Annotated in this window: 20 protein-coding genes and 3 tRNA genes; 8 read left to right on the top strand and 15 right to left on the bottom strand. The window is 64.3% G+C overall.

Going from position 1 to position 21,025, the window contains the following annotated elements; all coding sequences use genetic code 11:
- Window positions 1–7 precede the first annotated feature (7 nt).
- From rlmD to folC, 9 genes are all read right to left on the bottom strand, one after another.
- Entirely contained in the window at window positions 8–1,435 is a 1,428-nt protein-coding gene (gene rlmD / locus AB3G31_RS04085) for a 23S rRNA (uracil(1939)-C(5))-methyltransferase RlmD (RefSeq protein ID WP_367848939.1), read from the bottom strand.
- Between the two features lie 84 nt (window positions 1,436–1,519).
- Window positions 1,520–1,596 (bottom strand) — tRNA-Asp (locus AB3G31_RS04080).
- A 57-nt stretch (window positions 1,597–1,653) separates the two neighbouring features.
- Window positions 1,654–1,729, bottom strand: a tRNA-Glu gene (locus tag AB3G31_RS04075).
- A gap of 49 nt (window positions 1,730–1,778) precedes the next feature.
- Window positions 1,779–1,854: transfer RNA gene (locus AB3G31_RS04070), tRNA-Ala, on the bottom strand.
- Between the two features lie 81 nt (window positions 1,855–1,935).
- Entirely contained in the window at window positions 1,936–3,318 is a 1,383-nt protein-coding gene (gene gltX / locus AB3G31_RS04065) for a glutamate--tRNA ligase (RefSeq protein ID WP_367848938.1), read from the bottom strand.
- 14 nt (window positions 3,319–3,332) lie between these two features.
- Window positions 3,333–4,859 carry an amidophosphoribosyltransferase gene (gene purF / locus AB3G31_RS04060; protein WP_367848937.1) on the bottom strand — a complete coding sequence of 509 codons (1,527 nt, stop codon included), beginning with the start codon at window positions 4,857–4,859 and terminating at the stop codon, window positions 3,333–3,335.
- Window positions 4,860–4,886: 27 nt separating this feature from the next.
- Complete coding sequence (locus AB3G31_RS04055; RefSeq protein WP_367848936.1) at window positions 4,887–5,384, bottom strand: CvpA family protein; 498 nt, start codon at window positions 5,382–5,384, stop codon at window positions 4,887–4,889.
- The gene (locus tag AB3G31_RS04050; protein WP_367848935.1) at window positions 5,385–6,128 is read right to left on the bottom strand and encodes an SPOR domain-containing protein; all 744 of its coding nucleotides are present in this window, start codon (window positions 6,126–6,128) and stop codon (window positions 5,385–5,387) included.
- Between the two features lie 8 nt (window positions 6,129–6,136).
- The gene (folC, locus tag AB3G31_RS04045) at window positions 6,137–7,426 is read right to left on the bottom strand and encodes a bifunctional tetrahydrofolate synthase/dihydrofolate synthase (RefSeq protein ID WP_367848934.1); all 1,290 of its coding nucleotides are present in this window, start codon (window positions 7,424–7,426) and stop codon (window positions 6,137–6,139) included.
- 215 nt (window positions 7,427–7,641) lie between these two features.
- Between folC and AB3G31_RS04040 the strand changes: the two genes are divergently transcribed.
- From AB3G31_RS04040 to AB3G31_RS04030, 3 genes are all read left to right on the top strand, one after another.
- A complete protein-coding gene (locus tag AB3G31_RS04040) occupies window positions 7,642–7,995 on the top strand; it encodes an arsenate reductase (RefSeq protein ID WP_367848933.1) in 354 nt (117 codons plus the stop codon).
- Between the two features lie 43 nt (window positions 7,996–8,038).
- The gene (locus AB3G31_RS04035; RefSeq protein ID WP_367848932.1) at window positions 8,039–8,641 is read left to right on the top strand and encodes a hypothetical protein; all 603 of its coding nucleotides are present in this window, start codon (window positions 8,039–8,041) and stop codon (window positions 8,639–8,641) included.
- A gap of 124 nt (window positions 8,642–8,765) precedes the next feature.
- On the top strand, window positions 8,766–9,083 hold the full coding sequence (locus AB3G31_RS04030; protein ID WP_315226026.1) for a pyrimidine/purine nucleoside phosphorylase: 318 nt from the start codon (window positions 8,766–8,768) through the stop codon (window positions 9,081–9,083).
- A 120-nt stretch (window positions 9,084–9,203) separates the two neighbouring features.
- Here the strand turns inward: AB3G31_RS04030 and AB3G31_RS04025 are convergent, their stop codons facing one another.
- Window positions 9,204–9,623 (bottom strand): 5-carboxymethyl-2-hydroxymuconate Delta-isomerase, encoded by a 420-nt coding sequence (locus AB3G31_RS04025; RefSeq protein WP_367848931.1) that lies wholly within the window; start codon window positions 9,621–9,623, stop codon window positions 9,204–9,206.
- A gap of 14 nt (window positions 9,624–9,637) precedes the next feature.
- Entirely contained in the window at window positions 9,638–10,678 is a 1,041-nt protein-coding gene (gene murB, locus AB3G31_RS04020; RefSeq protein WP_367848930.1) for a UDP-N-acetylmuramate dehydrogenase, read from the bottom strand.
- Between the two features lie 85 nt (window positions 10,679–10,763).
- On the opposite strand from murB, the gene AB3G31_RS04015 reads away from it, so the two are divergent.
- The 3 genes from AB3G31_RS04015 to AB3G31_RS04005 all read left to right on the top strand — a co-directional run bounded on the left by AB3G31_RS04015 (window position 10,764) and on the right by AB3G31_RS04005 (window position 12,944).
- Window positions 10,764–11,249, top strand: coding sequence for a YajQ family cyclic di-GMP-binding protein (locus AB3G31_RS04015; protein ID WP_367848929.1), 486 nt, complete (start codon window positions 10,764–10,766; stop codon window positions 11,247–11,249).
- Window positions 11,249–11,890: a TIGR02281 family clan AA aspartic protease gene (locus tag AB3G31_RS04010; protein WP_367848928.1), complete on the top strand. Its 642-nt coding sequence runs from the start codon at window positions 11,249–11,251 to the stop codon at window positions 11,888–11,890. The genes AB3G31_RS04015 and AB3G31_RS04010 overlap by 1 nt, the downstream gene beginning before the upstream one ends.
- Window positions 11,891–11,960: 70 nt before the next feature.
- A complete protein-coding gene (locus tag AB3G31_RS04005; protein ID WP_367848927.1) occupies window positions 11,961–12,944 on the top strand; it encodes an HD-GYP domain-containing protein in 984 nt (327 codons plus the stop codon).
- A 1-nt stretch (window position 12,945) separates the two neighbouring features.
- Here AB3G31_RS04005 and plsY read toward each other — a convergent pair whose 3' ends face one another.
- The 3 genes from plsY to AB3G31_RS03990 all read right to left on the bottom strand — a co-directional run bounded on the left by plsY (window position 12,946) and on the right by AB3G31_RS03990 (window position 15,264).
- Entirely contained in the window at window positions 12,946–13,581 is a 636-nt protein-coding gene (gene plsY / locus AB3G31_RS04000) for a glycerol-3-phosphate 1-O-acyltransferase PlsY (RefSeq protein ID WP_367848926.1), read from the bottom strand.
- 48 nt (window positions 13,582–13,629) lie between these two features.
- On the bottom strand, window positions 13,630–14,121 hold the full coding sequence (locus AB3G31_RS03995) for an aminoacyl-tRNA deacylase (protein WP_367848925.1): 492 nt from the start codon (window positions 14,119–14,121) through the stop codon (window positions 13,630–13,632).
- A gap of 78 nt (window positions 14,122–14,199) precedes the next feature.
- Complete coding sequence (locus AB3G31_RS03990) at window positions 14,200–15,264, bottom strand: aldo/keto reductase (RefSeq protein ID WP_367848924.1); 1,065 nt, start codon at window positions 15,262–15,264, stop codon at window positions 14,200–14,202.
- A gap of 58 nt (window positions 15,265–15,322) precedes the next feature.
- Here AB3G31_RS03990 and AB3G31_RS03985 point away from each other — a divergent pair, with 58 nt between their 5' ends.
- Together AB3G31_RS03985 and AB3G31_RS03980 are read left to right on the top strand one after the other, a co-directional pair.
- The gene (locus tag AB3G31_RS03985; protein WP_367848923.1) at window positions 15,323–16,237 is read left to right on the top strand and encodes an alpha/beta fold hydrolase; all 915 of its coding nucleotides are present in this window, start codon (window positions 15,323–15,325) and stop codon (window positions 16,235–16,237) included.
- A 143-nt stretch (window positions 16,238–16,380) separates the two neighbouring features.
- Complete coding sequence (locus AB3G31_RS03980) at window positions 16,381–17,946, top strand: methyl-accepting chemotaxis protein (protein ID WP_367848922.1); 1,566 nt, start codon at window positions 16,381–16,383, stop codon at window positions 17,944–17,946.
- Between the two features lie 7 nt (window positions 17,947–17,953).
- Here AB3G31_RS03980 and AB3G31_RS03975 read toward each other — a convergent pair whose 3' ends face one another.
- Window positions 17,954–20,905, bottom strand: a complete 2,952-nt coding sequence (locus AB3G31_RS03975; RefSeq protein ID WP_367848921.1) for an EAL domain-containing protein — start codon at window positions 20,903–20,905, stop codon at window positions 17,954–17,956.
- Window positions 20,906–21,025 lie beyond the last annotated feature (120 nt).

Genomic DNA, 21,025 nt, shown 5'->3' with positions numbered 1-21,025 from the left:
AACGCTCTTACGCTTCCAGCTCAAACACCGCCATGCTCTCCACGTGGGCGGTGTGCGGGAACATATTCACCATCCCGGCCGAGACGCAGCGGTAACCCGCCTGGTGCACCAGCACGTCGGCATCGCGGGCCAGCGTGGCCGGGTTGCAGCTCACGTAGACAATGCGCGTGGGCGGCGTCCAGCCCTGGCGCAAAGCGGGGTCTTGGTGTAATGCGGCCAAGGCCTGTACCAGTGCAAAAGCGCCTTCGCGCGGCGGGTCGATCAGCCACTTGTCGGCGCTGCCGTCGGCCATCAGCAACTCGGGGGTCATCTCGAACAGGTTGCGTGCTACAAACTTCGTAGCTGCTAGCGCCGATGAATCAAGAGCTAGAGCCTGATTCAGCTTGTAATTTTCGCGCGAGCGGGCCACCAGGGTTTCGCTGCCCTCAATGCCCAGCACCTCGCCCGCCAGGGTGGCCAGCGGCAGGGTGAAGTTACCCAGGCCGCAGAACCAGTCGATCACGCGCTCGGTCTTTTGCACCTCCAGCAAACGCAGCGCCCGCACCACCAGCACGCGGTTGATCTGCGGGTTCACCTGGGTGAAATCGGTGGGTTTGAAAGGCATGGTGATGCCGAACTCGGGCAACGCATAGGCCAGCTGGTCGCCGCCCTCCTCCAGCAAATGGATGGTGTCCGGCCCTTTGGGCTGCAACCACCACTGCACGTTATGCAAAGTGCCAAATGCCCGCAGTTGCGCCAGATCGCCCGCACTCAGGGCCTCCATGTGGCGCAGCACCATGGCCGTGACGGTATCGCCACAGGCCAGCTCGATCTGCGGCAGGGTTTCGCGGGCGTCCATGCCGCTAATCAGGGCCCGCAGCGGCAGCAGCAAGGCGCTGACGTGCGGCGGCAGCACCGGGCAGACCTTCATGTCGGCCACGTAGCCGCTCTTGCGCTCATGGAAACCCACTAGCACCTCGCCCTTTTTGCGCACATAGCGCACCGACAGCCGTGCCCGGTAGCGGTAAGCCCAGGCCGGGCCTTCAATGGGACGCAAGATACTGTCGGCCTTGAGCTTGCCCAGGTGCCAGAGATTGTCTTCCAGCACCCGTTGCTTGATGGCCACCTGCGCACCTACGTGCAAATGTTGCATCTTGCAGCCGCCACATGCGCCTTCGTGCAGCCCGAAATGCGGGCAGCCGGGCCGCACGCGCTGGGACGACTCGCGGTGGATGGCCCCCACGGTGGCCTGCTCGAAACTGGCTTTTTTGCGGTTGATGTTGGCGGTGACCACCTCGAACGGCAGCGCGCCCTTGATGAACACGACTTTTCCATCGGGTTTGTGGGCCACGCCCTGGGCTTCGATGTCGAGCGATTCGACCAGCAAGCTGTCTGCGGGGTAATTTGGCCCGTTGGGGGACGTATCGAGAAGCGTGGTTTCCGTGGTGTCGGTCATGCAGGTGTCCCTGGGGGATCTCAAAATAATTTCACCAAGCAAAAAGCCTTCTAATTCTTGCGAACTAGAAGGCTTTTTCCATTGTGGCGGAGTGGACGGGACTCGAACCCGCGACCCCCGGCGTGACAGGCCGGTATTCTAACCAACTGAACTACCACTCCTGGTAGATAGCTTTCGGCACACGGCTCTTGCGAGCAACATACCCAAGCGCTACAACTTGGCGACCCTACGGGGATTCGAACCCCGGTACCTACCGTGAAAGGGTAGTGTCCTAGGCCTCTAGACGATAGGGTCAAAACCTTGGAACAACGTTATCAAAAATAACTTCCACACTTGAAAGAAGTGGTGGAGGTAAGCAGGATCGAACTGCTGACCTCTTGCATGCCATGCAAGCGCTCTCCCAGCTGAGCTATACCCCCCAACTTTGTCTCCAACTCTGCTTTGCCTTGTAAGCTCTGCTTTGTTGTTAACCTTCCAAGCCTCAAATTATAGCGTGCAAATTACGATGTTTGCAAGCGTTGCAAAACTTTTTCTTGAGAACTTAAAAAAAGCACTGCATCCAGCGATGGAGTCTGGGCTGTGCCCATCACCAACACGCGCACCGGCATGGCCAATTGGGGCATCTTCAGGCCCTGCGCTGCCAGCACTTCCTTGATGGCGGCCGCAATGCTGGGCTTGTCCCAGGCGCAGGCCGCCAGCTTCTCGCGCAGCAATGCCAGCGCAGGCTGGATGGCCGGTGTGACGTGCTGGGCCAGCTCTTCGGCTTTGGGCGTGACGTCGGCGTAGAACGTTGCCGCCCAGTCGGCCAGCACCACGGTGGTGTCGCAGCGGTCTTTGAACAGGCCACAGATGGCCGGCAGGCGCTCATCGCTGGCAATGCCCTTGGCCTGCAAATGCACCGCCACCAGCGCCGCCAGTGCGTCGTCGGCCATGGCCTTCAGATGCTGGGCGTTGACCCAGCGCAGCTTGGCTTCGTCGAACTGCGCAGCGCTCTTGCCCAGGTGGTCCAGGTTGAACCACTGCAGGAATTGTTCGCGGCTGAAGATTTCGTCGTCGCCATGGCTCCAGCCCAGGCGGGCCAGGTAATTGACCATGGCATCGGGCAGATAGCCTTCTACGGCGTACTGGGTGACGGGTTTGGCGCCATTGCGCTTGCTCATCTTCTCGCCCTGCTCGTTGAGCACGGTGGGCAGATGGGCGTACACCGGCGGCTCTTTGCCCAGGGCGCGGAAGATGTTGATCTGGCGCGGGGTGTTGTTGACGTGGTCGTCGCCGCGGATGACGTGGGTGATGTCCATGTCCAGGTCATCCACCACCACGCAGAAGTTGTAGGTGGGCGTGCCATCGGGGCGGGCGATCACCAGGTCGTCCAGCTCGTCGTTGCTGATTTCGATACGGCCCTTGACCTTGTCTTCCCACACCACCGAGCCGCCCTGCGGGTTCTTGAAGCGCAGCACGGGCTGCACGCCTGCGGGAATGGGCGGCAAGGTTTTGCCGTCTGCGGGCCGCCAGGTGCCGTCATAGCGCGGCTTTTGCTTGGCTTCCATTTGGGCGTCGCGCAGGGCATCGAGCTCGGCCACCGACATGTAGCAGGGGTACACATGCCCGGCAGCCACCAGATCGGCCAGCACGGCTTTGTAGCGGTCCATGCGCTGCATTTGGTAGAACGGGCCTTCGTCGTAGTCCAGGCCCAGCCACTGCATGCCTTCGATAATCACGTCCACCGCGATCTGGGTGGAGCGCTCCACGTCGGTGTCTTCAATGCGCAGGATGAAATCACCGCCAGTGGCGCGGGCAAATGCCCAGGGGTATAGGGCGGAGCGGATGTTGCCCAGGTGGATGAAACCGGTGGGCGATGGGGCAAAACGGGTACGGGTCTTCATAGCACTCTCAGAAATTAGGCGGGTTCGGCGTTCGGCAGGGCCAGGCGGGAGTTGTCGCCACCCGACTCTTGCTCCACCGGGCGGTTGTCGCGCATGCGCTGGATGTCGTCGGTGGTGATGTCGCCGGTGACGTACACGCCATCAAAGCAGGAGGCATCGAAACCACTGATGGGCATGTTGGGCGAACCGACAGAAGTGTCGGTGGCGGCCCAGATGGCGCGCTTCATGCCGTCCACGTCCTGGTAAATCAGCGCATCGCAGCCGATCAGTTCGCGGATCTGCTCTACGGTGCGGCCATGCGCCACCAGCTCGTCCTTGGTCGGCATGTCGATGCCGTAGACGTTGGGGAAGCGCACCGGCGGCGCGGCGCTGGCCATGTAGACCTTGCGGGCACCGGCATCGCGGGCCATCTGCACGATTTCTTTGGAGGTGGTGCCGCGGACGATGGAGTCGTCTACCAGCAGCACATTGCGGCCCTTGAATTCGCTGGCAATCGCGTTGAGCTTTTGGCGCACCGACTTTTTGCGTACTTCGTGGCCGGGCATGATGAAGGTGCGGCCCACGTAACGGTTTTTCACAAAACCTTCGCGGTACGGCAGGCCGAGCAACTGCGCCAACTGCATGGCACTGGGGCGGCTGGACTCGGGGATGGGGATCACCACGTCAATGTCTTGCGGCGGCACGGTAGAAATCACCCGCTTGGCCAGGGTCTCGCCCAGGTTCAAGCGCGCTTGGTACACCGATATGCCGTCCATCACCGAATCAGGCCGGGCCAGGTACACATATTCAAAGATGCAGGGGTTCAACGTGGGCGCATCGGCACACTGCTGGGCGTGCACATTGCCTTCCAGGTCGATGAACACGGCTTCGCCGGGGGCCAGATTGCGCTCCAGGGTGTGCATGGTGCCTTCCAGGGCCACCGATTCGCTGGCAAACATCACCGAGCCGGGCGCGCGGCCCAGGCACATGGGGCGGATGCCGAACGGGTCACGGAACGCAAGCAGGCCGTGGCCCGCGATGGAGGCGATCACGGCGTACGAACCCTTGATGCGGCGGTGCACATTGCGCACGGCGGCAAACACATCCATGGGCGACAGCGGCAGGCCGCGGGTGGATTTCTCGATCTCGTGGGCCAGCACGTTGAGCAGCACTTCGGAGTCGCTCTCGGTGTTGATATGGCGGTGGTCGGTGGTGAACAGCTCGGCCTTCAGCGCGTGGGCGTTGGTCAGGTTGCCGTTGTGCACCAGTACGATGCCGAAGGGCGCGTTGACGTAGAAGGGCTGGGCCTCTTCTTCGCTGTAGGCATTGCCCGCCGTGGGGTAGCGCACCTGGCCCAGACCGCAGTTGCCCGGCAGGGCCCGCATGTCGCGGGTACGGAACGCGTCGCGCACCATGCCCTTGGCCTTGTGCATGAAGAACTTGCGGTCCAGCTGGGTGGCGATACCCGCCGCATCCTGGCCCCGGTGCTGCAGCAGCAACAAGGCGTCATAGATCAACTGGTTCACAGGGGCGTTGCTGACAACTCCAACGATTCCACACATGGTTTATTCCCTAGCGAGTGACTTGCGTCATGGTAAAAATTTTGAAAAAGCCTCCGGCAACAAGGGCCGGGCGGTGTGCAGCACGTCGGTGACCACACCGGCGCTGCGCGATTCTTGCCACCATGCACCCTGGTGCATGCCGGTCAGGTGGACGACGACTCCGCCGATCAACACCAAAATGACACCGCGCAGCAGGCCAAACACAGCCCCCAGCACGCGGTCTACCGGTCGCAGGCCCACGGCCTGCACCAGCGTTTTGATCAAACGGGCGATCAGCCCCGCGGCAAACGCTGCCGCCACAAATACCAGCACAAAGCCCGCCGCAAACCGCAGCGTGGCCGAAGCCGTGCCCATGGGCAGCTTGGCGGCCACATCGGCGGCAAACCACTGCGCCGCCACAAAGGCCGCGATCCAGCCCAGCACCGACAGCACCTCATAGACCAGGCCGCGCACCGCGCCCAGCACCAGAGACAACACCAAAGTGGCCAGCACTGCCCAATCCAGCAGCGCCACGGAATTCAGCACCTACAAAGCCAGGATCGAGGCGGACAAAGCCAGGCCCTTGATCTTGCTAGCGGCCTTTTCGGCCTCGCCCTTGCCGGTAAACGGCCCCACCCGGACCCGGGTCCGCGGGCCGTCCTTGGTATCGACCACCTGGGTATAGGTTTTCAAGCCTGCCCGCTCCAGCTTGGAACGTGCTTCGCGGGCCTTGTCGGCATCGGCAAATGCACCCACCTGGACGATGAAGCGGCCATCGCCGGCGTCGGCCGTGGCCTTGCCATCCAGCAGAGCGCGGGCCTTGGCTGCGTCGTCTTCCGGCTTATGGGCGGGCTTGGCTTCGGGTTTGGGTTCCGGTTTGGACTCGGGTTTGGGCTCTGGCCTGGCTTCCGGCTTGGCGGGCTTTTCGGCCTTGGCCACGGGCCGGGGTGCCACCACCTCTTCCTTGGGGTCGAGGCTGGATTCGGTGGAGACCTTGGATTCCTGGGCGGCGGCCACCACGGGCGCATCGGTTTCCACCGCTTTTTCCAACTTGACCGTGCCCACGCTGAGCGGCTTGACCTTGGCTTTGTCGGGGATGTCGATGGCGATATCGCCTGCGACCGGGCGCGGCTGGGTATCGAACAGCAGCGGGAACCCCACTACGCCCACCAGCACCAGCAGCGCCGCGCCAATCAGGCGGTGCCGGGCGCGGCGGCGCATGCCGTCGATGGTTTCAGCGGGGCCTGCCGACGGTTCGTCGCCCTGGGTTCGAAACTTGAAAAAAGCCATGCGGAGTGTCAGGAGCCGAGGTGTTTGGCGGTCAACCGGGGAATGCCGCCCTCCAGCACCCCGCCAACCGTATAAAACGAGCCAAAGACCACGATTCTATCAGCGGGGTCTGCGGCGGCGATGGCCGCATGCAGTGCTTGCATGGGGTCCGTGTGCACCGAACTGGATGCATCCTTGCGGGTATTTTGGGCCAGCCACTGGCTTTGCAAGTGCGCCGCCGTGGCCGCGCGGGGGGTGGGCATGTCGGTGAAATACCAGCGGTCGATCAACGGGCCGATGCGCGCCAGCATGGGCAGCAGGTCTTTGTCGGCCATGGCCCCGAACACCGCGTGGGTGGTGGGATAGAAGCCCATGGCATCCAGGTTTGCCGCCAGCGCCGCCACCGCGTGCGGGTTGTGCGCCACGTCCAGCACCAGGGTGGGCTGGCCGGGCACGATCTGGAAGCGGCCTGGCAGTTCGACCATGGACAAGCCGGTGCGCACCGCCTGGGCGGTGATGGGCAACTGCTCGCGCAGCGCGGTCAGCGCCGCCAGCACGCCCGAGGCGTTCATCAACTGGTTGGCCCCCCGCAGCCCGGGGTAGCCCAGGCCTGCGTAGCGGCGCCCACGCCCGGCCCAGCCCCACTGCTGCTTGTCGCCCGAGAAGTTGAAGTCTTCGCCAAAGCGCCACAGGTCGGCGCCGATGGCCTGGGCGTGGTCCAGCACGCTTTGCGGCGGCATGGGGTCGCTGACCACTGCCGGTTTGCCCGCGCGCAGGATGCCAGCCTTTTCGAAGCCGATGGCTTCGCGGGTGGTGCCCAGAAATTCCATGTGGTCCAGGTCCACGCTGGTGATGATGGCGCAATCGGTGTCGATGATGTTGACGGCATCCAGCCGCCCGCCCAGGCCCACTTCCAGGATCGCCACATCCAGCTGGGACTGCGCCATCAGCGCCAGAATCGCCAAGGTTGAAAATTCAAAATAGGTAAGGGAAATATCGCCTCTTGCGCTCTCTACGGCTGCAAAGTGCGCTACGAAATCCGCAGCACCGGCAATCTCGCCACCAATCCGGCAGCGTTCTTCAAAATGCACCAGGTGCGGCGAGGTGTAGACCCCCGTGCGGTAGCCCGACTGCAGCAGGATGGCCTCCAGCATGGCGCAGGTGGAGCCCTTGCCGTTGGTGCCCGCCACGGTGATCACCGGGCAGTCGAAGCGCAGGCCCATGCGCTGGGCCACGGTGCGGACCCGGTCCAGGCCGAGTTCAATGGTGGTGGGGTGGAGCCGCTCGCAGTGCGCCAGCCAGTCGTTCAGGGTTTGCATGGGGAAGATTGTCTCACCCCCAGGCTTCGCTTCGCTCTCGCCAACCCCCTTGCAGGGGGCAACACCAGCAGCCTGGCAAAGCCGGTTCTGTGGTGCTTCTGGAAGGGATGCCTTTACGCAAGTTATATGAAATTTAGGCATCTACCGCTTATGCAGCAAGCATAAGCCGCTACTGAATATATAGCTATTGGTGGGCCCTATGGAATAATCTGCCCATGATCACCCTCTACGGCATCCCCAACTGCGACACGGTCAAAAAGGCCCGCGTCTGGCTCGACAGCCACGCCCTGCCCTACACCTTCCACGACTTCAAAAAGGCCGGTGTCCCCGCCGACCGGCTGGCCACCTGGACCACCCAGTTGGGCTGGGAAAAGGTGCTGAACCGCCAGGGCACGGCCTGGCGCAAGCTCGACCCGGCCATCCAGGCCAGCGTGGTGGATGCCGCCAGCGCCCAGGCGGTGATGCGGGTGCACACCAGCACCGTGAAGCGCCCGGTGGTGGAATGGGGTGGCGATGTCCTTACAGTGGGCTTTAGCCCGAATGCCTGGGCCGACAAGATTCCGCGATAGCCCATAGACTGGGGAGTCTTTTTAAAAACCACCCAGTCACACCATGATCAAACACCTGATAGCCAGCCTGGCCCTGTGCAGCGCCAGTGCCCTCGTCTTCGCCCAGGCCAGCGCCCCCACCGTACGTTTGCGCGGCACCATCGAAAAGGTGGAGGCGGGCAGCATCACCCTCAAGGAGCGCAGCGGCGAAGTGGTGCAACTGCGGATGACCCCTGCCACGCCGGTGTCCGAGGTCTTGCCGATCGCGCTGGCCGACATCAAGGCCGGTAGCTTCATTGGTACCGCCGCCATGCCGCAGGCCGACGGCAGCCAGGTGGCACTGGAGGTGCTGGTGTTCCCCGAGGCCGCGCGCGGCACGGGCGAGGGCCATTTCCCCTGGGACCTGCAACCGCAAAGCACCATGACCAACGCCACGGTGGCCGATCTGGTGGCCACCGGCGATGGCCGCACGCTGACGCTGAAGTGCAAAGACGGCGAAAAGAAGCTGCTGGTGCCCGCCAACGTACCGGTGGTGACCTTCCAGCCCGGCGATGCCAGCCTGCTGGTGCCCGGTGCCAAGGTGCTGGTAAACGCCCAGCTGGTCAACGGCCAACCCACGGCGCAGCGCATTCTGGCGGGCCGCAATGGCTTCACGCCGCCCATGTAAACGGACAAACCGCGCGCTTAGAATCCGAAAGCGCGTAGCTGCTAAATTTAGGTAAAAAATGCCTCCAGCGCTTATTTAATAAGCGTGAGCAGCTATATAACCAATAGCAAACCCTCTTCTCGCCATGACCACTACCCACATCCCCAGCGTTACCGTCACCACCCAAGCCAGCGTCTACTTCGACGGCAAGTGCATCAGCCACGGCGTGACCTTTGCCGACGGCACCAAGAAGAGCGTGGGCGTGATCCTGCCCGCCACATTGACCTTCAACACCGGCGCGCCGGAGATCATGGAAGGCGTGGGTGGCGAATGCGAATACATGCTGGCCGGCACCGACGTGTGGGTGAAATCGGGCGAAGGCGAAACCTTCAGCGTGGCAGGCAATACCTCCTTCCAGATCCGCGTCACCGCCCCTTACCACTACATCTGCCATTTTGGTTGAACACCCCCAGGCTGCAGTGCTGCGCATCTTTCTCCAACCCCCTTGCAAGGGGCAACACCAGCAGCCTGGCAAAGCCAGTTCTGCGGTGTTTCTGGAAGGTGCGCGTTCTGCCTGTATCCGCTAATTCTTCTGGAACAGCGGGTGCAGGTTGTTGTATTTGCCGTCAAACACCTCGGGGCCCACGTCGATCTGCAGGGTGATGCCGATCGGGCGCTGCTCAAAAATCGGCGCGAAATGCGCCCGGGTACAGGCCAGCAAGGCCTCGCCCGCGCGCTGCTGGGTGGCCTCGCTGCGGCCCTTGCCCATGCGCAGGTTCAGGTAGACAAACGCATAGTCGCCCTGGCCATCGGCCACCGCATAGTGCGCCGCAGGGTAGGCCAGCACCCGCGTGCCGCCGGTGGGAAATAGCTGTTTGCCCGTGTCGTCTTGCACGCCCAGCATGGTGTCGGCCAGGCTGCGGCAGAGTTGGGTGATGTCGCTACCGCCCTGGGCGGCGGGTGCGTCGAGTTGACCGGTGTAGAGGATGACGAGATGCGGCATAGAAAATTGACCCGTTAAACGACCACCGGTTCAGGCTCCAGGCGGATGCCGAAGCGCTCGTACACGCTGGTCTGGATGGCTTTGGCCAGGGTCATCACCTCGCCGCCGGTGGCCGGGTGCTTGGCGCCGCCCCGGTTCACCAGCACCAGCGCCTGCTTCTCAAACACCGCCGCGTTGCCCACCGATTTGCCCTTCCAGCCGCAGGCATCGATCAGCCAGCCAGCCGCCAGCTTCACCGTGCCGTTGGCCAACTGGTAGTACACCACGCGGGGTTCGCGGGCGATGATGTCGGCGCATTGCTCGGCGCTGACAGTGGGGTTCTTGAAGAAGCTGCCCGCATTGCCCAGCACCTGCGGGTCGGGCAGCTTGGCGCGGCGGATCTCGCAGATCCAGTCGAAGATCTGGCGCGCGCTGGGCGCGGAAATGCCGGTGGCGGCCATTTTCTTTTCCAGATCCAGGTAGCCCAACACCGGTTTCCAGGCCTTGGCCAGGTGGAAGCGCACGCGGGTGATCAGCGCCCGGCCTTCCAGCCCCATGCCGCCCTGGTGCTTGAAGACCGAGTCGCGGTAGCCAAAGGCGCACTGCGCGGCGTTCAGGGTGAAGCTGTCGCCGGTGAGCAGATCCACCGCGTCCAGCGCCTCGAAGCGGTCTTGCAGCTCCACGCCGTAGGCACCGATGTTTTGCACCGGCGTGGCGCCCACGGTGCCGGGGATCAGGGCCAGGTTTTCCAGCCCCCAGTAGCCCTGCTCCACCGTCCAGGCCACGAAGTCATGCCAGTTTTCCCCGGCACCGGCCTCCACCACCCAGGCTTTGTCGGTCTCGGACACCAGGCGCTTGCCGGGCACCTCAACTTTGAGCACCAGCGGCTTCACGTCGCCGGTGATGACGATGTTGCTGCCACCGCCCAGCACGAACTTGGGCTGCGGCTGCAGCGTGGCGTCGGCGCGCAGCGCCAGCAGGTCGGCCTCGCTGCGGATGCGCACCAGGGTGTGGGCACGGGCATGGATGCCAAAGCTGTTGTAGCCGCGCAGGGGAACATTTTTCTCGATTAACATGCCTGGATTGTCCCACCGGGCGGCGGGCCATCCTCCCCCACGCCCCATATTTGCCCAGATTCCGCCCCCTATTCCCGAGAAAACCATGCCTTCATTCGACACCGTTTGCGAACCCGACATGCCCGAAGTGCGCAATGCCGTGGACAACACCACCAAAGAAATCACCACCCGCTTCGACTTCAAGGGCACCTCGGCCAGCATCGCGCTGAAAGACAAAGAGATCACCCTGATCGGCGACGCCGAGTTCCAGCTCGACCAGATCATGGACGTGCTGACCAACAAGCTCACCAAGCGCAATGTGGACGTGAAGTTCCTCGACAAGGGCGACGTGCAGAAGATGGGCGGCGACAAGGTCAAGGTGGTGATCAAGGTGCGCAGCGGCATCGAGACCGAAGTTTCCAAAAAGATCACCCGCGCCATCAAGGACAGCAAGCTCAAGGTCACGGCCGCCATCCAGGGCGATGCGGTGCGCATCACCGGTGCCAAGCGCGATGATCTGCAATCGGCCATGGCGCTGATCCGCAAGGAGATCACCGACCTGCCCCTGAGCTTCAACAACCAACGCGACTGATGCACCTCCTGCACCGCCTCGGCCTGACCGTGCTGTGCGCGGCCGTGGTGGCGGGCGCGCAGGCCCAGACCGTGGCGCTGAGCGGCATGATGGGCGGCAAGGCGCTGCTGCTGGTCGATGGCCGCGCGCCCAAGAGCGTGGCACCGGGCGAAACCTACATGGGGGTCAAGGTGCTGTCTGCCGCCAACGAAGAGGCGGTGGTGGAAATTGCGGGCAAGCGTGCCACCCTGCGCATGGGCGAGTCGCCCGTGAGCGTCAAGGGCAAGGGGGCAGGCAACAAGATCGTGCTCACGGCCGACAGCCAGGGCCACTTCATGGGGCCGGGCAAGATCAACGGCCAGGCCATGCAGTTTGTGGTGGACACCGGGGCCACCGCGGTCAGCCTGGGGGTCAATGACGCCGAGCGCATGGGCATCCCCTACAAGAACGGCGAGCAGATCCGCATGGGCACGGCCAACGGCAACGTGGTGGGCTGGCGCATCCGGCTGGCCTCGGTGCGCATTGGCGATGTGGAGCTGCCGGGGGTGGAGGCGGTGGTCACACCCTCGTCCATGCCCTACGTGCTGCTGGGCAATAGCTTCCTGACCCAGTTCCAGATGACCCGCATCAACGACCAGATGGTGCTGGAACGGCGCTACTGAGACCGCAAACAGGTTTTGTTGCCCCGTCTCTGCTAAATTCGGCCTGTCCCTCTAGACGCCCCCCCGACCCATGCCCACCACCCAAGTGCCCTCTCCGCAGGATGCCGACTACGAAGACCTGCTCAGCCTGTGGGCCGATCTGGAGTCGGGCCTGGCCATGGTGCTGGCCAATCCGCACAACATCCCCGACTTTGGCTCCAAGATCCGCCAGTACGACCGCTGGATGCAAGACCTGCTGCTGCAAGACACCGACACCGCGCTGTACCTGCTGTTCCAGCTGGCCACCAACGCATCGGTCGGCTACAGCGCCCTGCACGCCCTGGTATGCGCCGTGCTGTGCCACATCACCGCCCTCGAATTGCGCCTGGTAGACAGCGAGCGCGACAGCCTGGTGTGTGCCGCCATGACCATGAACATCGGCATGACGCAGCTGCAGGACAGCCTGGCCGTGCAAACCACACCGCCCACCGACGCCCAGCAAACATTGATCCGTGGCCACGCCGCCGCCAGCTGCCAGGTGCTGGCCGACGTGGGCATTACCGACCCCGACTGGCTGGATGTGGTGGCCACCCACCATAGCCCCCACGACCCCCACAGCGATATCCAGGCCCTGGGCCTGGTGCCCCGGCTGTCGCACACCCTGCGCGTGGTGGACCGCTATGCCGCGATGGTCAGCCCGCGCAAATCGCGTACCGGGCGCAGCGTGACGGATTCGGTGCGCAGCATCATGACCAGCGCCCTGGGCCCGCACGACCCGGTGGGCTTTGCGCTGGTGCGCGCCATTGGCCTGTGCCCGCCCGGCACCTATGTGCGCATGGACAGTGGCGAAACCGCCGTGGTGCTGCGCCGCAGCGCCAAAGCCAACCACCCGCTGGTCGCGATGTTGCTCAACCGCAAGGGCGACACCTTTGCGCCGCCGCGCCTGCACCGCACCGCCACCAGCAGCCCCCTGATCCAGGCCGCGCTGACGCAGGACGCGGTAACGGTGCGCGTGAACCACCAAAGCCTGCTGCGCCAGGGCATTTACGCCGACCGGCTGGCCACGGCGCGCTAGTTCAGGTAGGTTTTTTACCCTTGCCCAGGCGGGATTCCTTGCCGCCCAGCAAGCGCACGATATTTTCGCGGTGCCGGTAGAACAGCAGCGCGCCCATCACACACATCGACAGCAGCACCGGCGTTTCGCTGTACCAGGCCCCGCCGCTGCCCAGCACATACACCACGGGGGCCAGGGCCGTGGCCACCAGCGAGGCCAGCGACGAAAACCGGAAGATGAAGGCCACCAGCAGCCAGGTCAGCATGGCCACCAGCCCCAAAATGGGGTGGATGCCCAGCAGCACGCCCAGCGCGGTGGCCACGCCCTTGCCGCCCACAAACTTGAAAAAGACCGGGTACAGGTGGCCCAGAAACGCTGCCAGCCCCACCAGGGCGATGGTGCCCTCTTCCAGGCCGTACGGCGCGCCATACCAGCCCACCAGGGCCACCGGCAGCCAGCCCTTCACTCCATCGAGCAGCAGGGTGGCGATGGCAGCGGGCTTGCTGCCCGAGCGCAGCACGTTGGTGGCCCCGGGGTTTTTGCTGCCAAAGGTGCGCGGATCGCTCAGGCCCATGGCCCGGCTGACGATGACGGCAAACGACAGCGAGCCCAGCAGGTAGGCGGCCAGGGTGGCAAGAATCGGGTAAATCGTGGTCAAAACTATGTCTCCAAACGGTGGCGCATTTTGCCAGCCGAGATGTGTGGTTTACAGCGGAATGGCGCAGTCCACCGGCTTTGCATTCAAGAGTTGCACGCACACCTGCGGGTCCAGCCCCACCAGGTAGCCGCGCCGCCCTCCGTTGATGGCAATGCGGGGCAGCGCCAGGATGGCGGCTTCGATGTACACCGGCATGGTTTTGCGGGTGGCAAACGGCGAGGTGCCGCCCACCAGGTAGCCGCTATGCCGGTTCGCCACCTCGGGCTTGCAGGGCGCCACCGATTTGCAGCCGATCTGCCGCGCCAGGTTCTTCAGCGACACCGCGCGGTTGCCGTGCATCAGCACGATCAGCGGTTTGGCGTGCTCGTCTTCCATCACCAGGGTTTTGACAACCGTGAACGGGTCCAGCCCCAGCACCTCGGCGCTGTGCTGGGCGCCGCCGTGCTCCAGGTAGGTGTAGGGGTGCTCGGTGAAGGCGACACCCTGCGCCTTGAGGAACTGGGTGGCCGGGGTTTCCGAAATGTGCGCAGTCTTGGCCATGTCCGATGATTTATAAGAAAAGTGCCGCTATCGCCCATTACATAAGCGTGAGAAGCTACTTAAATAGTAGCAATCGACTTACTGTGCCGGGTCGCGCAGCTCCCAGCGGATCTTGTCGATTTCGGCCAGCAGCGCGCTCGGCAGGGTGGTACCCCAGGCGTCCAGGCACTCGTCCAGTTGCGCCACCGAGGTGACCCCGATGATGGTGCTGGCCACCTGCCATTTGGAATGGCAAAACGCCAGCGCCATCTGCGTGGGGGTCATGCCGTTGGCGCGGGCCAGGGCGTTGTAGCGGCGCGCGGCTTCCAGCGACTCGGGGCGGCCCCAGCGCTGCTTGCGCATCGACTCGAACTTGGCCATGCGGCCCTCGGCGGGTGCGTCCGGCCCGGTGGTGCCCGAGGCATCGTATTTGCCCGTCAGCAGGCCAAAGCCCAGCGGCGAATAGGCCAGCAGTGACACGCCCAGGCGGTACATGGTTTCGTCCAGACCATTTTCTACCGTGCGGTTGATCAGGCAGTACGGGTTCTGCACGGTGGCCACCCGTGGCAGGCCGTGCTGCTCGGCCAGCCGCACAAACTCGTGCACGCCATACGGGGTTTCGTTGGACAGGCCGATGTTGCGCACCTTGCCCTGCTTGACCAGCGAGGCCAGGGCTTCGAGCTGCTCGTGGATGCCAGACACCGGCAGGTCCTTTTCCGGGTCGAAGTACACGCTGCCAAACGCGGGCACGTGGCGCGCCGGCCAGTGGATCTGGTAGAGGTCGATCACGTCGGTGTGCAGGCGGTGCAGGCTGCCGTGGCAGGCGTCGATGATGTCGGCACGGGTCAGGTCGGGGCTGCCGTCGCGGATCCAGCCCATGCCGCGCGACGGGCCGGCCACCTTGGTGGCCAGCACGGTCTTGTGCCGCGCGCCCGGGTTTTTCATGAACCAGTGGCCCAGGATGGTTTCGGTGGCGCCAAAGGTCTCGGCCCGGGCGGGCACGGAATACATCTCGGCCGTGTCCACAAAGTTCACGCCGCGCTCCAGCGAGCGGTCCAGGATGGCGTGGGCCTGGGGCTCGGCCACCTGCTCGCCAAAGGTCATGGTGCCCAGGCAGACAGCGGTAACTTGCAGGTCGCTTTGACCGAGTTGGATTTTTTTCATGGGTGGAGCGTAGTCAGAGGGGATTTTTCCATCCTACAACACGTTTTATTATTGCGGCATGTACGCCACCCAACGCCCCTCGCGCAGCGAATTCACCCCCATCCGCACCCTCCGGTACCACGTACGCCAATGGGGCCAGCCCCGCCCCGGCCAGCCTGCGCTGGTGCTGTTGCACGGCTGGATGGACGTGGCCGCCAGCTACCAGTTCATGGTGGATGCAATGGCCCAGGACCGCCACATCCTGGCCCCCGACTGGCGCGGCTTTGGCCAGACCGGCGGCGGCGGGGCCGACAGCTTCTGGTTTCCCGACTACCTGGCCGACCTGGACTTTTTGCTGAACCACTACGCCCCTGGCCAGGCGGTGGACCTGGTGGGCCACAGCATGGGCGGCCACATCGCCATGCTGTATGCCGGTGTGCGCCCCGAGCGCATCCGCCGCCTGGTGAACCTGGAGGGCTTTGGCATGCCGGCCACCAAGCCGTCCCAGGCCCCCGGGCGCTACGCCCAGTGGATGGACGGCCTGCACAGCCTGCACCAGGGCGAGATGCGCCTGAAAACCTACCCCGACCTGCGCGGCGTGGCCGGCCGCCTGATGAAAACCAACCCCCGCCTGCCCCAGGACAAGGCCGACTGGCTGGCCCAGCATTGGTCGGCCCCCACCATCCAGAACGATGGCACCCGGCCCTGGCAGATTCTGGGCGACCCGGCCCACAAGCTGCGCAACGCCCTGCTCTACCGCGTCGACGAAGTACTGGCCGTGTACCAGCGCATCACCGCGCCCACGCTGTCGGTCGAGGCGTCTGACGACAGCCTGGCCCGCTGGGGCCTGGGCTACACGCTGGCCGAATACCACCAGCGCCTGCAATCGGTGCCGAACGCCACGGTGGCGACCGTCCAGGACGCGGGCCACATGCTGCACCACGACCAGCCCGAAGCCCTGGCGCGGCTGGTGGAGGGCTTCCTGGCCGAATAATGCAAGCCTTTTAGGCCGCTAGCGCTTATGGATAGAGCGTAAGCAGCTCTTATTTCAATAGCAACTTAAGCGATGGCATGCACCGGTTATTTGTGTCAACATGTAATCACCTTGGCTACACGGGCGCTACACAGCGGTGATGCATGAAACTCAGCCTCAAACTTCCTCTGGCGTTCGCCGCCGCCATGGTGCTGGTGCTGTGCGCCGCGCTGTTTGGCATCTACCAGCTGAACCAGTCGCTGGCAACCTACCAGACCACGGTGCAAGAGCGCTACAGCAACGAGCGGGCGATCGGGCATTTGCTCAACGACTTCAAAGTGCAGGTGCAAGAGTGGAAGAACGTGCTCTTGCGCGGCAAAAACCCCGAGCCACTGGCGCGCTACTGGAAGGCGTTTGAAACCAAGGAAGCCGAGATCGCCAAAGCCGCCAGCACCCTGCAGCAGTCCCTGCCACCGGGCGACGCGCGGGGTCTGGTCGAGCGTTTTGCGCAGTCCCACCAAACCATGGGCGCGGCGTACCGCAAGGGGCTGGAGGCCTTCAAGGCCGCCGACTTCGACCCCACCGTAGGCGATAAGGCCGTGCAAGGCATGGACCGCGAACCCGCCAAGCTACTGGACGAGGCCGAAAAAGCCATTGCCACCGACAGCCGCGCCGTGGCCGACCTGGCCGCCCAGAACGGCCAGCGCGCCACCACCATCAGCCTGGCGGTGATGCTGCTGGTCTGCCTGGCCGTGATGCTGGCGAGCTGGCGCTTCAGCCGCACCATCACCGCCCGCATCGGCCACGCGCTGGGCGTGTCGCAATCGGTAGCCAGCGGCGACCTGACCGCCGCACAGCCAGCGTCGGGCAAAGACGAGCTGGCCGACCTGCTCAATGCCCTGCACCGCATGCAAAACAGCCTGGCCCAGGTGGTCGGCAGCGTGCGCGCCAGCGCCGAAAGCGTCTCCAGCGCCAGCCAGGAGATCGCCCTGGGCAACCACGACCTGAGCGCGCGTACCGAAGCCCAGGCCTCGGCCCTGGAAGAAACAGCCGCCAGCATGGAAGAACTGGGGGCCACCATCCAGCAAAACACCGAGGGGGCCCAACAGGCCAACCAGCTGGCCCTGCAAGCCTCTGGTGTGGCCGTGCGCGGCTCCGAGGTTTTCACCCGCGCGGCCGACACCATGACCGGGATCGCCCAGGCCTCGGCCCAGATCGGCGACATCGTGGGCGTGATCGACGGCATTGCCTTCCAGACCAATATCCTGGCGCTGAACGCTGCCGTGGAAGCCGCCCGCGCCGGGGAGCAGGGCCGGGGCTTTGCGGTGGTGGCCAGCGAGGTGCGCCTGCTGGCGCAGCGCAGCGCCGATGCCGCGCGCGAGATCAAGGGCCTGATCCAGACCAGTGTGCAGCGCATGGCCCAGGGCTCGGCGCTGGTGATTGACAGTGGCGCCGCCATGCAGGAGGTGGTGGCCTCCATCCGCCGCGTCACCGACATCATGGGCGACATCAGCGCCGCCAGCCGCGAACAAACCCAGGGGGTGGCGCAAATCAGCGAGGCCATCACCCAGATCGACCAGACCACCCAGCAAAACGCTGCGCTGGTCGAGCAAAGCGCCGCCGCCGCCGACAGCCTGAAGCACCAGGCGGCCGAGCTGGTACAGACGGTGTCGGTGTTTCGGCTGAACCAAGCCGCTACGGGCCATGGCCCACTGGCGTTGGCGGCCTGAGGCGGTTTTAGGGAGTGTCCAGGCGGCGCTGCGCCAAGGCCTCGAAAGCCTCCAGCGGCAGGGGTTTGCTGAACAGATAGCCCTGGTAGGCGTGGCAGCCGTGGGCGGCCAGAAACTGGCGCTGGGCTTCCATCTCCACGCCCTCGGCGATCACCGCCAGGCCCAGGCTGCCGCCCAGGGCGACGATCATCTGGGCGATGGCGGCATCGTTGGGGTCGGTGAGTACGTCGCGCACAAACGACTGGTCGATTTTCAGCTGGTCCAGCGGCAGGCGCTTCAGGTAGGACAGGGACGAATAGCCGGTGCCGAAGTCGTCCAGCGAAAAGCCCACCCCATGTGCCTTGAGCAGCAGCATCTTGGCGATGATGGCCTCGACGTTGCTGACCAGCGTGCTCTCGGTGAGCTCCAGCTTGAGGCGCTGGGGCGGTGCCCCGGTCTGCGCCAGCACGTCCAGCACCTGGGCGGTGAAGTCAGGCTGGGCGAACTGGTGGGCGCTGACGTTCACCGCCACCGTCAAGTCCGCCATGTGGGGCTGGCCCGCCCAGGCGGCCAATTGGGTGCAGGCGGTTCGCAGGACCCAGGCACCCAGGGGCAGGATCAGCCCGCTGGTTTCTGCCAAGGGGATAAAAGCGGCGGGCGACACCATGCCGCGTTCGGGGTGCAGCCAGCGCACCAGGACCTCGACCCCGGTGAGGCGCTGCTGCCCCCCTTCCACCTGGGGCTGGTAGTGCAAGAGGAACTGCCCTTTGAGCAGCGCTTCGCGCATCTCGGCCTCCAGCACGGTGCGCGCATTCACGCGGGCTTGCATGTCGGGGTCGAAGAAGCGGATGGCGTGACGGCCTGAATTTTTGGCCTGGTACATCGCCAGGTCGGCCTGCATCAGCAACTCATCCACGTTATGGTTCCCGCCGCCCAGCAGGGTGACGCCAATGCTGGCGGTGGAGTGGTACTCGATGGTATGGCGCTGGCCGTCTTCTGGCTTGAGTTGTAGCTGGTAGGGCTGGTCCAGCGCGAGGCAAATTTTTTCAGCCCGGACTTCGATCTGCGTGGCCAGCAGACTGTCGGGATCGAAGCTTTCCAGCAGCACCACGAATTCATCGCCACCCAGGCGGGCCACCGTATCCCCCTGGCGTACCGCGCATTGCAGCCGCTGGGCGACCTGGATGAGCAGGCGGTCGCCCACCTCGTGGCCCTGGGTGTCGTTGAGGGTCTTGAAATGGTCCAGGTCGATCAGCAGCACCGCGCCCGGGCGTTGGCTGCGGGCATGGTTGGCCAGGGCATGACCCAGGCGGTCCAGCAGCAGGCGGCGGTTGGGCAACTGGGTCAAGGGGTCGTAGAACGACAGGCGGTGGAGCTGGTCCTCGGCAGCCTTGCGCCGGGAAATATCCAGATGCGCCCCCACATAGTGGGTGACGGTGCCATCGGCCCCTTTGACGGCAGAGATGGTCAGCCAGTTGGGGTATTGCTCGCCGTTCTTGCGCCGGTCCCATACCTCGCCCTGCCAGACGCCCGTGCGGTTGACCACCTCCCACATCGCCGCATAGAAAGCGCGGTCATGCCGCCCCGACTGCAGCATGCGCGGGGTCTTGCCCACCACCTCTTGCGCCGAGTAGCCGGTGTTCTCTATAAAAGCCTGGTTGACCCGCAAAATCACATGCCGGGCATCGGTGATCATCATCCCTTCCTGGGACTCGAAGGCGATGGCGGCAATCCGTAGCTGGGTTTCGGCTTCCTTGCGCAAGGTGATGTCGGTGAATGAGGTGACCACCGACCGAACCACCGTGTCGCCCGGCACCCCCATCGGCTCGCAATTCACCAGAATCCAGACCAGCGATCCATCCGGCTTGTAGATGCCCATGGTGACCTTGGAAGTGGGTCGACCGGTGCGCAATGTCACGTTGAAAGGGTAGGCATCCGCGGGCCAGGGAAGGCCGTCGGGCTGGATGGCATGCCAGTGCGGAGCCTCCATGCCCAGACCCAGGAGCTGCTCCACCGTCAGGCCCAGAATGGACGCGGCGGCGCGGTTGGCGGTCAGAATGGCTCCGCTCGCGCCCTGCACCACCACCCCTTCCGACAAGGAAGCCAGGGCGGAGTGGTAGCGGTTCTCGCTTGCCCGCAAGCTGTTTTCGGAGCGCCGCAGATCCTCAAAGGGCTGGCGGATACTGGTGACGAAGGTGGCCTGGTACAGCAGCACATAGGCGACCAGTTTGTAGGCATGGCCAAAAATGTTCTGAAAATCAGACGGGGCCACATAGGCGGTGAACGACAGCTCCCCCACGCCCATTACAAAGCTGGACAAGGCCAGCATATACAGGCGCGGCAGGCCGCTGCGCTCGGCACGGCGCCACAGCACCAAGGCCACGGCCAGGTTCAGCAGGCACAGCACATACTCAAAGTTCGCCTTGAAGGGCGTGACACCCTGCCCCGACACGAAAGTCGCCGGAAAGGCCTCCAGCGCATACGAGCCAAACCAGACCAGACCCGCAGACACCCCCACGCCCACGCACAGCCAAAACTTGCGCGACAGTGGTGGCACCCACTCCACGGCCACCAGGGCCATGGTGGCCACTTCGAAGCTGCGCCCCATCAGCCAGAAAAAAATGGCCCGGGGCGTGCCGCTGGGGGCCAGGAAGTCCGGCATGCCCGCATAAGACAGGGCATGCACCAGATCACAGCAGGCCACAATCAGGAAGCCGCACACCAGGATAGGGGCCGACCGCGCTTCCCGCGCGTCAAAGGCGTGCCAGGACACCGACACCACCTGCATGGCAACCAGGATGGCAAAAAACTCCATCACGGTATGTACCGACAACATGTCCGTATGGCCCAGGGCCAGGCCGGTCAATGGTGGCATCGCCAGGGTGACCAGCAAGGACGCCACCGCCAACACCCCCAGGGCCACCATGCTGGCTTTCAATCTGCGGTGGGCGTCGGTATGGGGCAAGACGGAGGTGTGCATCTGGTCGCATTCGGGGGCTCAGACGGGCGGCAGCAAGGTGCCTTTAAGATACATTGTGTTTCAAAACGCACTTTCTGTGGTCCTTTGCGCGCCCAAAGACACTGTTTTTGAATACAAAAG

It is taken from the genome of Rhodoferax sp. WC2427 (assembly GCF_040822085.1).
Taxonomy (GTDB): Bacteria; Pseudomonadota; Gammaproteobacteria; order Burkholderiales; family Burkholderiaceae_C; genus Rhodoferax_B.
Note: the sequence above shows the minus strand (reverse complement) of the source record. Positions and strands in the feature narration are given on the sequence as shown.

Excerpts from the sequence above, each read along its gene's own strand:
- rlmD (WP_367848939.1), bottom strand. The coding sequence starts at position 1,435 with ATGACCGACACCACGGAAACCACGCTTCTCGATACGTCCCCCAACGGG.
- gltX (WP_367848938.1), bottom strand. The coding sequence starts at position 3,318 with ATGAAGACCCGTACCCGTTTTGCCCCATCGCCCACCGGTTTCATCCAC.
- purF (WP_367848937.1), bottom strand. The coding sequence starts at position 4,859 with ATGTGTGGAATCGTTGGAGTTGTCAGCAACGCCCCTGTGAACCAGTTG.
- AB3G31_RS04050 (WP_367848935.1), bottom strand. The coding sequence starts at position 6,128 with ATGGCTTTTTTCAAGTTTCGAACCCAGGGCGACGAACCGTCGGCAGGC.
- folC (WP_367848934.1), bottom strand. The coding sequence starts at position 7,426 with ATGCAAACCCTGAACGACTGGCTGGCGCACTGCGAGCGGCTCCACCCC.
- AB3G31_RS04040 (WP_367848933.1), top strand. The coding sequence starts at position 7,642 with ATGATCACCCTCTACGGCATCCCCAACTGCGACACGGTCAAAAAGGCC.
- AB3G31_RS04035 (WP_367848932.1), top strand. The coding sequence starts at position 8,039 with ATGATCAAACACCTGATAGCCAGCCTGGCCCTGTGCAGCGCCAGTGCC.
- AB3G31_RS04030 (WP_315226026.1), top strand. The coding sequence starts at position 8,766 with ATGACCACTACCCACATCCCCAGCGTTACCGTCACCACCCAAGCCAGC.
- AB3G31_RS04025 (WP_367848931.1), bottom strand. The coding sequence starts at position 9,623 with ATGCCGCATCTCGTCATCCTCTACACCGGTCAACTCGACGCACCCGCC.
- murB (WP_367848930.1), bottom strand. The coding sequence starts at position 10,678 with ATGTTAATCGAGAAAAATGTTCCCCTGCGCGGCTACAACAGCTTTGGC.
- AB3G31_RS04015 (WP_367848929.1), top strand. The coding sequence starts at position 10,764 with ATGCCTTCATTCGACACCGTTTGCGAACCCGACATGCCCGAAGTGCGC.
- AB3G31_RS04010 (WP_367848928.1), top strand. The coding sequence starts at position 11,249 with ATGCACCTCCTGCACCGCCTCGGCCTGACCGTGCTGTGCGCGGCCGTG.
- AB3G31_RS04005 (WP_367848927.1), top strand. The coding sequence starts at position 11,961 with ATGCCCACCACCCAAGTGCCCTCTCCGCAGGATGCCGACTACGAAGAC.
- AB3G31_RS03995 (WP_367848925.1), bottom strand. The coding sequence starts at position 14,121 with ATGGCCAAGACTGCGCACATTTCGGAAACCCCGGCCACCCAGTTCCTC.
- AB3G31_RS03990 (WP_367848924.1), bottom strand. The coding sequence starts at position 15,264 with ATGAAAAAAATCCAACTCGGTCAAAGCGACCTGCAAGTTACCGCTGTC.
- AB3G31_RS03985 (WP_367848923.1), top strand. The coding sequence starts at position 15,323 with ATGTACGCCACCCAACGCCCCTCGCGCAGCGAATTCACCCCCATCCGC.
- AB3G31_RS03980 (WP_367848922.1), top strand. The coding sequence starts at position 16,381 with ATGAAACTCAGCCTCAAACTTCCTCTGGCGTTCGCCGCCGCCATGGTG.
- AB3G31_RS03975 (WP_367848921.1), bottom strand. The coding sequence starts at position 20,905 with ATGCACACCTCCGTCTTGCCCCATACCGACGCCCACCGCAGATTGAAA.